General features: G+C 31.7%; 5 protein-coding genes, 1 tRNA gene, 1 other RNA gene and 1 riboswitch. All 7 genes read left to right on the forward strand.

Annotated elements, in window-relative coordinates; all coding sequences use genetic code 4:
• Positions 1-96 precede the first annotated feature (96 nt).
• On the forward strand, positions 97-4269 hold the full coding sequence (rpoB, locus tag H3143_RS01020; protein WP_182078979.1) for a DNA-directed RNA polymerase subunit beta: 4173 nt from the start codon (positions 97-99) through the stop codon (positions 4267-4269).
• Between the two features lie 23 nt (positions 4270-4292).
• Positions 4293-8153 (forward strand): DNA-directed RNA polymerase subunit beta', encoded by a 3861-nt coding sequence (gene rpoC / locus H3143_RS01025; RefSeq protein ID WP_182078980.1) that lies wholly within the window; start codon positions 4293-4295, stop codon positions 8151-8153.
• A gap of 113 nt (positions 8154-8266) precedes the next feature.
• Positions 8267-11278 carry a P116 family lipid acquisition surface protein gene (locus H3143_RS01030; RefSeq protein WP_182078981.1) on the forward strand — a complete coding sequence of 1004 codons (3012 nt, stop codon included), beginning with the start codon at positions 8267-8269 and terminating at the stop codon, positions 11276-11278.
• Between the two features lie 98 nt (positions 11279-11376).
• Positions 11377-14892, forward strand: coding sequence for a P116 family lipid acquisition surface protein (locus H3143_RS01035; RefSeq protein WP_182078982.1), 3516 nt, complete (start codon positions 11377-11379; stop codon positions 14890-14892).
• A 70-nt stretch (positions 14893-14962) separates the two neighbouring features.
• Entirely contained in the window at positions 14963-16477 is a 1515-nt protein-coding gene (locus H3143_RS01040) for an O-antigen polymerase (RefSeq protein ID WP_182078983.1), read from the forward strand.
• A gap of 15 nt (positions 16478-16492) precedes the next feature.
• Positions 16493-16566, forward strand: a tRNA-Trp gene (locus tag H3143_RS01045).
• 107 nt (positions 16567-16673) lie between these two features.
• An RNA gene (gene rnpB, locus H3143_RS01050) (RNase P RNA component class B) lies at positions 16674-17025 on the forward strand.
• Between the two features lie 60 nt (positions 17026-17085).
• A riboswitch (TPP riboswitch) is annotated at positions 17086-17191 on the forward strand.
• The last annotated feature ends 29 nt before the right edge of the window (positions 17192-17220 follow it).

Below are 17220 nucleotides of genomic sequence, written 5' to 3' on the forward strand. Positions count from 1 at the left end.
TATTTTTATTTTATGTTATTATCTTAAAATGCTTTAGGTTATCTACTGTAGATACCAATTTTTTAGATGCCTAAATGTTAATTTCGGAGTTCGTTCGTGAAAAAAAACTCGGCCTTTCAAAACACCCAATACTCGCCAAAAGTAGTTAGAAGAGACTATTCAAAAGTTCATAATAAATATAACCCCTTAAATTTACCAGGGATTCAAGTAAATGCTTATAAGCAGTTTCTTGAAAAAGAATTAGAAGAGATCATCGGATCATATTTTCCGATTAAATCACCTAACGGAAAATATTCTGTGGAATTCCACGGAATGAAGTTATTAGATCCTCAGATCACTAAAGAAGAAGCTAGTGCAGAATCTAAGACTTATGATGCTAGCTTGTATGTTAATTTATCGTTAGTTAACCACCAAACTGGTACAGTTAAAAAGATCAGTAAAAAATCAGCTAAATCTAAAGCTGAAGGGATTTATTTTGCTGATATTCCATTGATGACTGAAAACGGTGCTTTCATTGTTAATGGGATTGAAAAGTTTGTGGTTGCTCAGATCGTAAGATCACCAGGTGCTTACATCTTAAATAAATCTCAAGTTAAATTATCTAACTCAAGAAAACGTAATCAAGAAGGTTATATCTGTGAAGTATTCCCTTCAAAAGGTACTTTAATGTTATTCTATATTGCTGAGAACAAAGACTTTGTTCAAGCAGTAGTGCGTGATGTGGGTGGTGAAAGTGCTAAAGTATTTTCAATTACCACATTACTAAAAGCATTTGGTTTAAGTGAGATTAAGATTAAGGAAATCTTTAGTAATAATGATTACATCTTAAGATCATTAGAATCTGAGTTTTATAATGAGAAACAAATTCTTAATGAAGCTGATATCGCGCAATTAATTCGCGATATCGAATCTGATCGAATTAGTAAAGTTAAATCTTTACCAATCGATCAAAAATGAAAGAATTTAGTTTTAGATTGATACAAACTTAATCAAGAAAAACAAGAACTAGTAAATTCTTCTAATCCAAATCCTGTTAAGATTGAGTCTTTAAACACTCATATTGGTGTTGTGTTAAGAAAACTAATCTGTGAAAAGGCTGCTAAACACGTAATTCAAGAACTTTCAATCTCAACAAGAAGTCTTGATAACGTTTCTCAAAAAGAAGAGATCTCTTACCAATCAATCTTATTGCAACACTTCTTCCAAAAGAAACGTTATGATTTATCTTCAGCTGGAAGACACAAATTTGTTCGTAAACTAAGAGTATCTGAACGTTTATACCAAAGAACAATTGCTCAAGATATTAAAGATATCGATGGTAATGTTGTGATTAAGCAAGGGACATTGATGCTTAAAGAACAACTTGATCTATTCAAACGTTTATCTAAAGAAAAACGTTTAGATATTATAAAACCAATCGATTTCATTAATCCAGAATTAAATACGCAATTTACAGATGTAAATACGTATGAAGAAGTTGAAATCTACGTAAATAACGATCTAAGAAATGAAACTACCCAAATTATTGGGATCGATGGATCGAATGAATCGATTGAAACTTTAACGTTGTCTGATTTAATCTCAATCGTTTCATATATTGTTAACTTACCTCACAATATTGGTCTATATGATGATATTGATCATTTAGGTAATAAGCGTTTAAAACTAATTAACGAATTATTAAAATCTAAAGTTCAAACCGGAATGATGCGGATTGAAAAATACATCAAAGATAAGTTACAAACTGCAGATGGTAATAATAAGTTAGCAGATTCAGATGTTGAAGGTGATGTTGATGCTGAACTTGCATCTAAGAGTGGAAATGATTTAACTGTTAAATCAGTTATTAATCCAAAACCATTCCAAATCGTGATTAAAGATTTCTTTAACACTCACCAATTAACTCAATTCTTAGATCAACAAAATCCATTATCTGAATTAACTAATAAAAGAAGAATTTCAGCAATGGGTCCAGGGGGGATTTCTCGAGAAGACCCTAACCTAGATATCCGTGACGTTCACTATTCTCACTATGGAAGAATCTGTCCGATTGAAACCCCTGAAGGGATGAACATCGGTTTGATTATGTCATTAGCGTTTTATGCAACGATTGATAAGAACGGGTTCTTAATGACTCCTTATCTAAAAGTTGAAAACGGTAAGATAACTGATAAAGTTGAACACTTAACCGCATTAAGAGAAGACGAGTATATTATTGCTGAAGCTTCTTCTTATATGGATGTTGCTAAAGATGGAACGATCAATAATGAAAAGATTATTGCAAGATATCGTTCGTCTCAAGATATGTATGATCCTAAACAAGTGGATTATATTGACGTTTCTCCTAAACAAGTTGTATCAGTTGCAGCATCATTAATTCCGTTCTTAGAAAACGATGACTCTTCTCGTGCATTAATGGGTGCAAACATGCAGCGTCAAGCTACTCCTTTATTAAGACCTTATTCACCACTTGTAGGAACTGGTGTTGAATATAAGATTGCAAATGACTCTGGAATGTTGGTAACAGCTAAAAACCCAGGTACTGTAACTTATGTTGATGCTAGTAAGATTACTGTTAAAGGTGAAGATAATAAGTCAACCGATTACAACTTATTAAAGTTTGTTAAATCTAATAAGAACACTTGTTATAACCAATCACCAATCGTTGCTGTTGGTGATAAAATCCAAGCTAACCAAGCACTAGCTGATGGTCCATCAATGAAAAATGGTGAGATTGCATTAGGTCAAAACGTTTTAGTTGGGTTTACTACTTGAAGTGGTTATAACTATGAAGACGCGGTGATTATCTCTGACCGTTTATTTAAAGACGATGTTTATTCATCAATTCATATCGATGAATACACAATCGAATGTTTAAGAACGAAAAACGGTGATGAAGAAATTACTAGAGATATTCCTAATATTTCAGAATCAGCTAAACGCTACCTTGATGAAGAAGGTGTGATCATGGTTGGGGCTGAAGTTAAAGAAGGTGATATTTTAGTTGGTAAAACTTCACCTAAAGGTCAAGTTGAATTAACTCCTGAAGAAAAATTAATTCAAGCAATCTTAGGTGATAAAGCTAAACAAGTACGAGAATCTTCACTAAAAGTACCAAATGGTGGTGATGGAATTGTTGCTGGTATCAAACGATTTAGTATTGCTAATGGTGATGAACTTGAAGATGACGTTCTAGAACTTGTTAAAGTTTATGTTGTTCAAAAACGTAAGATTCAAATCGGTGATAAGGTAGCGGGAAGACACGGTAACAAAGGGATTATTTCTAAGATCGTTGCTCAAGAAGATATGCCTCACCTTGAAGATGGAACTCCGCTAGATATCTTACTAAACCCACTAGGGGTGCCTAGCCGGATGAACATCGGTCAGATCTTTGAATTACACTTAGGTTATGCAGCTAGAGAATTAGCTAAGAATAAGCTAATTGAAGCTTGTTTTGATAATAAGCTAGCAGCTGAAATCGACACTGTCTTTGGTTTAGAAAAATCTAAAACTCGAAGCTTAATCAAAAACCTAGTTGAACACATGAAATCAATCGGTGTAACAAGTTATGCTCAAGCTAAAGATCGTGTTCGAACAATTGATATTGATATCGTATTAAAACAATTAGGTCTAACTTATGATGATTTAGCATTTAAGATTGCTACACCAGTGTTTGAAGGTGTTAATATGGATGATCTTAAAGCGATCATGTCTGAAGCTGGAATCGACCCTGATAAAACTGAAGGTAAGTTTAAACTGATCGATGGACGAACAGGTGAACCATTTGAAAAACCAATCTCAGTTGGAATCATGTACATGTTAAAACTTGACCACATGGTTGATGATAAGATTCACGCAAGAGCTGTTGGACCATACTCTAAGATTACCCAACAACCACTTGGTGGTAAGTCACAAAATGGGGGTCAAAGATTTGGGGAAATGGAAGTGTGAGCACTTCAAGCTTATGGTGCTGCGCACAACTTAAGAGAGATCTTAACGATCAAATCTGATGATGTTAGAGGTAGAAACATGACCTATAACGCGATCGTTAAGGGTCTAAGTATTCCAGAACCTGGTGTTCCTGAATCATTTAAGTTATTAACTAAAGAACTGCAAGGTTTAGGTATGACACTTAATGTGTTATACGATGATGATTCAATCGAAAACATTAATAATATCTCTGTAGTTGATGAAAGTCTTGAACCTAAAACCCACGATGCCGAATTTGACACATTTACTTTGGATGACTACAACGACGATAACTTCTAATATATAGGAGCAATTATATAGATATGGATAAGCTAAATAAAAAAAATAAAAACAAACGAATTCGTGGTTTACAAATCTCGATTGCTTCAGCTGAAGAGATGAGATCTTGATCTCATGGTGAAGTAAAAAAACCTGAAACAATTAACTACAAATCATTAAAACCTGAAACTGACGGTTTATTTGATGAAGCAATCTTCGGACCAGTTAAAGACTTTGAATGTGCTTGTGGTAAGTATAAAAAGATCAAACACCGTGGTCGTACTTGTGAAAAATGTGGTGTTGAGATTACTGAATCAATCGTAAGAAGAGAACGCATGGGTCATATTGATCTAGCTGTTCCAGTAGCTCACATCTGAATGACCAAAGAATTACCTTCACCTTCAAAGATTTCATTAGTATTAGATGTTTCTTATAAAGAAGTTGAAGAAGTAGTTTATTTCGTAAACTACATCGTTTTAAATCCTGGTAATTCAGAAAACCCAGTATTTAAGTTTAAAGAAGTTGTTGATCTATCAGGTAAGGGTTCTAAATCTGCACGGATTAAACTACGTAAAGTTTTACGTGAAATTAAAGACAAACACCAAGCTGATAAACACTCAATTGTTTATAAGAGAGCGTCTGATTATTACAACAAATTAAAAGAATCTCACCTTCCATTTTCAATCGATGAAGTTGCTAAATTCATCGAAGTTCACACTGGAATTAGATTAGGAATTGGTGCTGAAGCGATCTTAGAATTACTTGAAGGTGTTGATCTTCAAAAAGAATACGATCTAATTAATGAAGAATTAAATTCTTATTCTAAAGATATTAAGGCTAATAAAGAAGATCAAAAAGTTAAAAGAGCACTTCGTAGACTTGAAACAATCAAGTGATTAAAAGAGTCTGGAATTAAAGCTTCTAATATGATCTTAAAGGTGATTCCAGTAACTCCTCCTGACACTAGACCGATCATTCAATTAGATGGGGCAAGATTTACAACAAGTGATATTAATAACTTCTATAGACGAATCATTATTCGTAATGAACGTTTAAAGAAGATTATTGAACTACGTGCACCTTCAGTAATTCTTAATAATGAAAAAAGAATGCTTCAAGAAGTGGTTGATGCATTATTTGATAATGCTTCAAGAAAAAAACCAATTACAGCAAAAGATAAACGTCCACTTAAATCATTAACTGACCGCTTAAAAGGTAAACAAGGTTTATTCAGACAAAACCTATTAGGTAAACGGGTTGACTATTCTGGTCGTTCAGTTATTGTAATTGGTCCAGAACTTAAGATGTATGAAGTTGGGATTCCAGCGCCAATGATCTTAAAATTATTCAAACCATTCATTATTCGTGAATTGATCATGCGCTTTAATGAAGATGGTCAAGAGATCAAACCGATTGCACCAAATATTAAGATTGCTGAACAAATGATTGCTCAAAAATCTGAACGTATTTGAGATATCGTTGATAAAGTAATTAAAGAAAGACCAGTTTTATTAAACCGTGCACCAACATTACACCGATTAGGGATTCAAGCTTTTGAACCTAAGATTGTTGATGGTAAAGCAATTCGATTACACCCATTAGTAACAACTGCATTTAACGCCGACTTTGACGGTGACCAGATGGCAGTTCACGTGCCGATTTCTAAAGAAGCTGTTGCTGAAGCAAGAGCTATCATGTTAGCTTCTTGACACATTTTAGGTCCTAAGGATGGTAAACCAGTAGCTACTCCTACTCAAGACATGGTGTTGGGTAATTACTACTTAACGACTGAAAAACGTAATGAAAAAGGTGAAGGTCAAATCTTCTCTGACTTTGATCAAGTTATTTTAGCTTATGAAGCTAAGCAAGTTTCAATTCACGCTTTAATTGGTTTATCAACTAAATGTTTAAGTAAAAAACCGTTTGCTAAACAAGGAATCATAATTACCACTGTTGGTAAGGCGATCATGAACTCAATTATGCCTGAAGAGATGCCTTATCTAAACGATGGTGATAACTTATTAACATTAGATGAATCTAATATCGTTTTTGCTGGTGAAGATTTCAACAAAAAACTAGCAAAACGACCAATTTACAAACCATTTGGTAAGAAGACATTATCTAAGATTATTGAAATTCTTTATAAGAATTTCCCACTACAAAAAGTGCCTCAAGTTCTTGATAAGATCAAAGAATTTGGGTTCAAATACTCAACTCTATCATCAACTACAATCTCTGTATTTGATATCCCAAGATATGATAGCAAGCAAGAATACATTACTAAAGCTAATGAGATGATTGCAAAACTTAAACACATGTATCAAAAAGGATTACTTACTGATGACGAACGTTATACTAAAGTAATTCGTTTATGAGCTGATGTTAAAGATAACGTATCTAACGATATTAAAGAGATCATTACCCGTCCTGAATATAAAGAAAACTCAATCGTGGTAATTGCCGACTCTGGTGCACGGGGTAATATCTCAAACTTCACCCAGTTATTTGGGATGAGAGGATTGATGTCTAAGTCATATAACTATGACCAAAAGATTAAATCTCAAGTAATTCGTGATACGATTGAAGTTCCGATTAAACACTCATTTATTGAAGGGTTAACAATTAATGAATACTTCAACTCTTCTTATGGGGCACGTAAAGGGATGACTGATATTGCGATGAAAACATCAAAATCTGGTTATATGACTAGAAAACTAGTTGATGCAGCCCAAGAAGTAATCATTAATGATTCTGACTGTAATACTGATAAAGGGATTGTTGTATCAACAATTACCAACTCTTTAGATGGTGGGATTGTTGAAACACTAAGTGAAAGAATTGTTACTAGATATACGATCGACCCAATTTATGATGAAAAAACTGGTGAATTATTAGTAGGTGCTGATACGTTAATTACTAGTGAATTAGCTGAAAAGATTGCTAAATCTAACGTTACTAAAGCACTAATTCGTTCACCGATCTATTGTCAATCAATTAAAGGGTTATGTCAAAAGTGTTTTGGTAATGACTTAACAACTAATGATCTTGTTCAAATTGGTACTGCAATCGGGGTGATTGCTGCCCAATCAATCGGTGAACCTGGTACTCAGTTAACCATGAGAACGTTCCATACCGGGGGTGCTGCGAACGAAGGTAACATTACTCAAGGCTTTGAAAGATTAAAACAGATCTTTGATGTAGTTTCACCAAAAGAATGAGAATTAGCAACGATTGCTGAAAATGAAGGGGTTGTTGAATCAATTACTTCAGATGCTACTGCTAGAATCATTCGAATTAAAACTAGACTTGAAGCTGAAGAATACCGTGTTCCATTAGATGCGATTATCTCAGTTAATGTAAAAGATCAAGTTTATCCAGGTTCAAAACTAACTGAAGGTTCAATTGATATCAAGCACTTATTAAGAGTTGCTGGTATTGAAACCGTAAGACAATACTTCTTAGAAGAAGTACAAAAAGTTTATCGTTTACAAGGGATTGAAATTGCTGATAAGTACGTTGAAGTAACGATTAGACAATTAACGAACAAACTTCAAGTAATCGATGTTGGTGATTCAACTTACTTCGTTGGTCAAACTGTTGACATCAACAAGTTTAGAAAAGAAGTGACCAACATGTTGATTGCCAACAAGCGTCCACCAGTAGCAATTAACCAAGTATTTGGTCTAGATGAAGCTCCTGCTAAAACTGGTTCATTCTTATCAGCTGCTTCATTCCAAGACACCAAAAAGATTCTTACTGACGCTGCTGTAAAAAACCAAATTGACTACTTAGTTGGTCTGAAAGAAAACGTGATCTTAGGTAACTTAATTCCAGCTGGTACTGGATTTATGAGCTCTGAAGAGATCATTAAAGCTGGTGAAGAAGCTTTAGAAAAAGAATATTAAAATCGACTTTAATCCATAAATATTCTTATATTTATGGGTTTTCTTTTATTCCCAACGAATAAAATACCTAGTGTATAATTAGAACTATTAAATAATTTGATGGACTTTTATTAATGAAGAAAAAGACAAGGTTAATCGTTACTTTTGGACTTAGTTTATCATTAATTGGTACTGTTGCAGCTGGTACAGGAGTTACCCTATACAAAAAACAGCAAGAAGCAGAAAGAAGATTAATTAATAAACAAAGTGATATTAGCACTCGATCAGGTTCTCAACCTGGTCAAGCTATGGCCCAAGGTATTCTAGATGACAAAATTGCTCATCAAGCCGAATACAAAGCCAACGAAAGTAACGATTCTGGATTAGCTTTAATTAATAAACCTAATCTGCAAAAAAATCGTGATCTATTTGTTGCGAGTCATACGATTCAAAGACAATTAGATGCACTAGTTGCTAGAAAAGTCAATGCTTCAAATAATCAGATTATTGAATCAGACGTCTCTAGTTATTTAATTAGCTTATATGATCGCAATGATAAGATGTTTAGTTTTTTCAAAGAACGCCTAAACATTCGATCACATAATAGTCCTGATTTCTTATCATTATCAATTGATGCTGCTTATCAAATTAAGAATGAAGCAGAACAACCAAAAGATCTTTGGATCAATAATAAAAAATTATCGATCAATTCTAAAACAACTTTAGAATTGTCAATCTATACAGATAAGAATCCTGCTTTTTTAAAAAAAGCTAATGTTTTCTTAACCGATGATTACAAGCTTAACTGATCACTTGATAAGATTTATTTCAACATCAAATCACTTGATGGTGCTTATAGTGAAAGTTGATCATTAAATAATTTTGTTTTTAATCCAACTGATTCTGCTCTAAATGCTAAAGTTAATCAAGTAAAGATTGGTTATTCAGAATATGATGCGATTGATAACTTTGTTGGAACTAATAAATTATTAAATACAAGAGTTAATCAAGCGGTATTAAAAGATTCATTACGTCGTAACTTTGAAGATAAATTTAATTTAGCTAAAAAGTATGCAGGTTATGCTTACCAATTTAGTAAGTGAGTAATTAATAATCGTACTAAAGCATTTAATCTAACTAACTTCATTCAAGATAATGTTCAAACCTTAACTGATATTATTATCTATGGATTACAAGAAGGATTAAAAACTAATGAAGTTACTAAATTAAGACCATTAGTATTTGATCTATTAACTTCTTATTCAGCTAATAAACAATCTAAATCACTTTATCGGATTATTCTTGAATACAAGAATTTAATTATTAACTTTTTAACTAACACTAAATTAGTTAATATTAGTGCTTATGAGAATTTAATTGATAACTTCTTTAATTCGATTGATCAAAAAAATCCAGCTAAAGCTGAAATCGAATTTAGGGATAAAGTGATTGAATTCATTCCAACAATTAAAGAACTTGTTAAAGAAGACAGCCCATTCTATCCTTATATTGAATTAGTTGTTAAGATCTTATCAACACCTAAACCTTATTTCATTGATTCGATCATTAAAGATCCAACTGTATTTAAAGCAATTTTAGATTTTTCATATAATCGGGTGTTGAATATCTTTAATGATCCACTTAAGGGATTATTAGTTAATAGTAAGAATTCGATCTTTGCCTTATTAATGGATAATAACAAACGATCGTTTAATGATCTATTAGTTAATTTCTTTGTTGATGATTTCAAAGCGATCTTTGCATTGTTAAAAACATTTAATATTAGTTTTAATTTAACTAATCCAACAACCAAGTTCTTCTTTGATACTTTTGTACTAAACAATAGTTTAATTAAAGGAGCTGCTGGAAGAGATGCAATCATCTCAGTTGCAAGTGATTTAATTGAATTAATTAGTCCTCAAAATTTAGCTAAGATTACTTTAACTCCACTAAAGACTAACCAAACCAATAACATTCAGTTGATCTCAACTGCTAATGAATTAAAAGTAGCAAACCTAGATTATGGTTATTCACTAAACCTTAATCATATTGTGATTAAGAATTCAACAATTAGAAAGTTACTTAACTTAATTCCATCATCATTAACGATCCAAAATGTATTAAACCAATTTGTTAATGATAAAAGCTTTAATAAAGCTGCTGATCAAGCACTACAAGAAGCTAAAAAGATCAGCGGTGCTGGACTTGCATTATATGGTGAATATAACTTTAAAGTAGAAGTTATCCGTAACTTAAGAACATTGATGTCTCAGATTGCTAATGTTAATGTTAAGCAATTAATTACGGAATTAATCTATGGTAATGTTAACTTTAATGATAAAGAAGATTTCGTTAATTTAAATGGAGCAATCAAGATCTCAATTAGAGGTAATAATATCCAAGTGTTACCTTCTTATAGTGAACTTGATAAGCAAACAATTTTTGATTATCAATTATTAGGAATTACTAAAGAGATTGATCTATCTGATTTAGTTAATAAGTCAAAATTATTAACTGAAACTTATACTAATCCAAAACCATTAATTCCTTATCAAGATTTATCTAAAAAACTATTTAATTTAACTCGATCGTTTTATCAATCATTTAAAGGAACTTTAAATACTCAACCAGTTCGGATCATGGATAATCTAGTATTAAAATTTGGTCAAACAATCGTTTTAGATCAAAGAAATGAAAAGAACCGTGTGGTTAGAAATGCTTATGATCCTAATTTAGCAATTGTTGATCTATCGACTCAAAAAGGGTTAGAGATCACAAAAGATGATGCGACTAAAAACTGAGTTCTTTCAGATAAGAACAATATCGTTATTGATTCTCAAACATTAGGTAAATTTAACGATTTAATCAAACCGATTGGAATTCCAAGCCGATACTTAGTTCAAGCAATCCGCCCATTCAGTACTGGTGAATTAAAAGGATCATTAGGTCTTGACTTTAGTTTAAGTGTTTTATTCTTAAAGATTAATATTCCAGTTAAAGTTAACTTATCAATCGAACAAAGAATTCTAGAATACGATCTATTAGCACCATATAATGTGGCTAATGATGATGGTAAAAATAACGTTAAATTCATTAACAAAGTAGCTAAACACTGAGAAAAAACAATCTTTAATTTTGGTGCTTAGAATTTTAGAAGCATTATCGTTGTTTTATCGACAAAAACAAATTATAATAAACAGATAAGGCAATAATCAGATTTCTGATCGATAAAAATTAGTCAATTATGAACCAAAACAAGAAGAATATTCCACCAAAAAGACCGCTTGTTAAGAATAAGGGGATTGATTTAGACGACTTTTTATCTGAAGAAATTGCCGTTTTAGATAAGTTTCAGTCAAATAGAGCTAAAAAACCTCAACCACTTTTATTAGAAGATAAAAGTTCTACTTCTAATAAAAAGACTAAAAGACCTGTTCTATCTAGACCAGGTGATAATAAACCTAAACTTAAAAAAACTAAGATCGTAATTACTGATCCTAGAATCTTAAAAAGACGTAGTCGATTATTAACAATTGGTGTTAGTTTAATCGGATTTGGAATTACAGGTCCATTATTATCGTTTGCGATCTTAAACAATCTTGATAAACAAACTGATCAATCAACACCATTAACAAGAAGTGCTGATACAACGATTGATAGTTTGCAACCAACAACACCTCAATTTGCTCACGATAACAGATTACCTGCTTTTTATAATTCGTTTCAACTTAACAAACAAAGTGAGATCAACGGGGTTGATCTAAGCAATCAACGACCAATTCACGATCTACCAATCGCTACGTATGATATTCACGGTAAATTAGTAAGATTACTAAGTCAGCAATTACAATTTAATTATTCTTGACTATATTCAGATGTTGCTTATTTAATTCGTAAAACATACGATGAGAATAAGCAAGCATTTATTCCGTTAAATACAGCTGAATTAAAGATTACTAAATCTTCAGACAATAATCCATTACATGTTTATCTAACTGCTAATTTTGAGTTTAGAAATCAAACTGATTCACCTCAAACATTTATTTTTAGGTACTTTAACCAACGTTACGAAAAACAGATTCAGCCTAAAGCTACGCTTAATCTGAAATTCACTTCTTTAAGTTCATCAAATGATGTTGATCCACTAAAGGATTCGACTTATATTGGTAGTGTTAATCCAACTCAATTAGCTCCTGGCTATGGTTATATTAATGCGATCGTTACCAGAGACCCTTTTCACAACAACTACTTAAATTGAAACGTATCAAACCTACAACTCTCAATGAATGAGAGTAACTATCAATTTAGTAACTTTATCTTTAATAACAACGTTCCATCAATGAACGTTTTGTTACAAAAAACAATTCCAGGTAAAAATCCTTATGAAGCAGCCAAAGATCTTGTTGGGCAAGGTAAATTATTAAACCGTGATCTGACTACAGATCAGATTTCAAAAAACTTGAAATCTTATTATAGTAATGAATTCCATTCGTTACTTGAATGGTTTAATCTGATTCATGATGCGTTCAAATGATTAGTTACTAACGATAATACGAATAAAAAGTTATACCAACTGTTATCAGATAATGCAGCTGTATTTGCTAAATTATTTAGTTACAACTTTACTAAACTAAATATTAATTATGCTGATCAAAAGAATGCAATTCTAAAACTGATTACTGATGCATTATCATCTAACCCAACAATCCCTAACGCTAAGAACGTTTATGAAGTGTTATATGATAATTTTGATGCGTTCAAATTAATCCTTAACACCTATTTCTTTGATGTATCTGCTTATAGTAATCTAATTGATTCATTAACCAAAGACGTTAATTCGGCATTTGACTTTTATCAAAGATTGTATCAAACAATGCCGATCTTAAGACAGTTGATCTCAAACTTCCCAACCAAGATTAAGTATTTTGAGATCATTGAACGTATCTTAGGTTATCGTGATAATGCAGGGAATTTAATTCCGATTCCTAAATTTGATACGTATTTAATTAATACGATCTTTGAATCAAAACGATTATTAAATGATATCTATGATCAACTATTAAATATTAATAGTGTTAATTTTGAGATGGCTACAAGTAATGATAATAATGGTAACCAAACCTGAAATGGGTTTACACCGTTATTTAATTTCTTGTTTATTCAAAACCGTTCAACATTAATTAATTTATTAACCCAATCAACAAATTATTTTGATGATTTAATCGGATTATTTACTTCAAATAACTTTAGTTTCTTATTATCAATCTTAAGAATCTTTGGGGTTAATGTTGACAGTTCTGACCCACTATTAAAAGCTGCGTTTGATCTGATTTTCTTCAAAAACCCAGAGATCTTATCACGTGATAGTTTAAAAGCTAAAGTGATCAATTTATTTAACTGGGTGATCAAAGTTTTAGATCCATCTAATATTAATAGAATTAAGTTTAGCTTATACAAACCTGAAAACTTTGATAATTTAGTTTTAACGCAATCACCAACAACACTTAAAATTAAGAAATTAGATTTAGGTTTCAAATTTGATTTTAATGGGGTGCAAATTCCTTATGGAATTTTAAGCGCACTATTTGATTTCTTGCCTAATATTAAGATTTCAGAGTTCATTAAATTCGTTGTTGATGATAAACGCTTTGAGGAACTTAAAGAAAGAGGTTATGAACAAGCGATCAAGGATGGTTATGGAAGCTTGTTAAATACTGGTGGTATCTTATCATTCAAATGAGCAGGTAATCCAGCTAAAAACTTCTTTTCAAATATCTTTACTGATATTTGACAAAATCGAATCGTAAAAGGGATCTCTGATAATAACCGTACGATTAAAGATCTGGCTAATGAAGTATTTAGTGGAACAAATAATAACAATCCAAACCGTGCGTTTGCTACGGTTAATGGAACAGGTTATTTCACTTGATCTGGAGAAAATGTAAACATCTTACCGTACTTTAAGATCTTACCTTCAAATACCAACCAAGCTCAGATTGCTTATCAACTATACAACGTTAATGAAGAACGTGATTTTAGTGATATTTACCGCAATTTAAGATTACATTTCCCTACTTATACGTTCCAAAAACCATCAATTCCGTTTAGTGATCTATCTAAAAAGATTTATCAATCTGTTTCAGGTGTTTTTGATGCTACCTTAAATTATTCACTTAACCGTAAATACATAAGAAAAACTAGAATCATCTTACCAGGTGATGATGGTAAAAAAACTAATCTGATCTTACAAGAAAATAACCCATATGAAAACGTTGCATTATTTACTTATAATGCTAACCAAACATTAATCAATAATTACGAACGAATGGATGAAGGCGCTAAACGCAGATTGCGTGAAGAAGTTTTAATGACAACTGATCGAAGAGCGCGCATTAAAGGGCTTGATCGTGATCCAAGAACTCGACAAACTTCGTTATCACTACAATCATTAAGAAGATTGGATTCATTAATTCAAATCAAAGGGATCGATCCAAGTTTAGTAATTCGTACTAACTGATCATTTAGTACGATCACTGATCGAATTCCACTAAACTTATCTACAACAATCAGATTTGGTCCAGTTGCTAGACAAGTACCAATCAATCTAGCTTATGAAACATTCTTAAGCGCGTTTAATTACGAAGTATTATTACCTTACCCAATTCTAGATCTATCAAATCCTGACAATCCTGTCTTTAAACTAAAAGAAGAAATTGGTCACTTAGTATTTAGTCTAGAATTATTTGGTGCGGGTGAGTAGAATTAAATAAAATATAATAAGATAAATAATGTTGCACGTAATAATTTAATTATTGTAATTGAGGACACGGATGACACCATATCAAAAAGATATATTTGATTACGATGATGAAGGGTTTGTTGATTCAATTTTTCATAACGATGAAACCGATCGTTTGGACGATGATCAACAAGATGATTTTGGTTTTGACTCAAGAACAAATAGAATCAAGAAAAACGTTAATTATGATCAACAAGATCTAAAGACTTTAGATGTAAGTCGGAATAAAAACCGTTTTTTTGATAAACTAGTTCGTTCAACAAAAACCTATAACTTTATTGCTATCTGATTAAATCTAATCTTTTTAATCACCTTTGTTCTTGCGATCGTCTTCTTATATCTTAATAAGTTCAGTTTTCAACAATCTGAATCGACTTATATCTCAGTTAACTTGTTTTTAACAATTGCTTTAGCATTTGTAAGTTATCTGATTAGTTTCATATTGTATGGCTTTGTTAAGATGCACAATAAACGAATTAAATATTCGTTAACTGAAAAAGCATTAGATTATTATTCAATCTTTAAGAAGTCATACGTTTCTTATTTCTTATTAGGTTGAATTCCTTTAGTTGGTGTGATCAGTAGTGTGGGTTCACATATTGCATTACAAAATCTAGATGATTCTGAAGTTAGTGATAACAACTTATGATACCAAGAATCTATTAGTGATCTAATGATTGATATGGATGGTTATGAGAATAGCTACCGCGAATTAGAATCTAAGAAGAATTATCTAGATCAAGAATTACAACGTCTAAATTATGAAAAACAAAAACTAGATGCTAAGAAAAATGAGTTAGCTGTTGTATCAGCTAATTCAATCCCAAATTTTAGAAATTCGAAGCAACTTGTAAACTTTGTTAGTGATTCTGGATATTTATCAGCTGAATTAGTTCAACAAGTAAAATCAGCCATTACCCAACTAAGAGAAGAACGACGTAAGTTAAGAAGAGAAAATCGAAGACTGCGTGCTTTATTATCAAGAGCTAATAATATTGAAGAACAACCATTATTATTAACTTCATCTAATAACTTATATAACGATCAAGATGAAGCTGATATCTTTAATTTAAACGATTCATCTTCACGTAAAAACGAAAGATTAAGTTTAGAAAGTTTCAATGATCGAATCGACTGAATGGGTCAAAACGATAATGATGATCGCGAACTTCTTGAGATCGGTAAAAGAAAGAAAGAAAACGCTCAAAAGATTCGATCGACTGAACTGGCTATTAGTAAAAAGAATAACCAACAAGCTTATAAAGTTAATTTGATCGCTACAAAAAAAGATACTAAGCTTGATCGATATCATGAAGATGATGAAGTATCAAAACAAAGTAATCTATTAAGCTTTGTTAATGCGATGGATCTAAACGAATCAACTTTAAGTTTAGATAGCTTATTTAATGTTGAAGCTGATGATGACGCAGAAGATTCTAGCTTTAATAAAAAAGAATCAACTAAACCTAAAACAATTAAAGTTAAACTATCAAGAACTAAAGCTACTAAAAATCCTAACGCCGTTAAAAAAGTAACAATTAGTTAATAATTGTGCTTTTTTAGGGGTGTAGTTCAATGGTAGAACTAAGGTCTCCAAAACCTTTAATGCGGGTTCGATTCCTGTCACCCCTGCCATTAAAAAGTTAATACATCTAATCTTGACACTGATTTGTGTCAAGATTTTATTTTATCTTTTAGGCGTTATTGATTTAAAAAGCTCGATTATTTTTATATAATTTTAATGCTGCAGTTGGTTGCTGTTTTATATAAGACAGAGGAAAGTCCATGCTCGCACAAGCTGTGATTGCTTGTAGTGTTTGTGTAAATAGATAAAAGATAAAATTTAGCAGATTAGAATTAGTCTGACGGCGGAATAATTGCTAAATTGATAAAACAACACGCAAATTATTCCATAACGTGCCACAGAGACGAGTTGAGCTCGAAAGACTCAATATGAAACGCGGTAAACCCCTCAAGCGAGAAACCTAAATTTGGTAAGGGAACTAATAAACAAGAAACAGAATTGTTTAGAAGAATAAAAACTAGTTTTTTATTAGATAAATAACCAACCAAGACAGAACATGGCTTATCGCAGCAATTAATCAATCTTACCAATGTAATTGGTGAGATTTTTTTATATATTGTGTATAATAAAACCAATAACAGAGGTACCTCTTTTATCTAAGATAAAAGAAGTTGAGAAACACTCTTAAAAGTTGATCTGGTTAACACCAGCGTAACGAGTTATCAATCTCACATGTGTGCCTCCTTATTTAAATTGAAATTTAA

The organism is Mycoplasma tullyi (assembly GCF_014068355.1).
Classification (GTDB): Bacteria; Bacillota_I; Bacilli_A; order Mycoplasmatales; family Mycoplasmoidaceae; genus Mycoplasmoides; species Mycoplasmoides tullyi.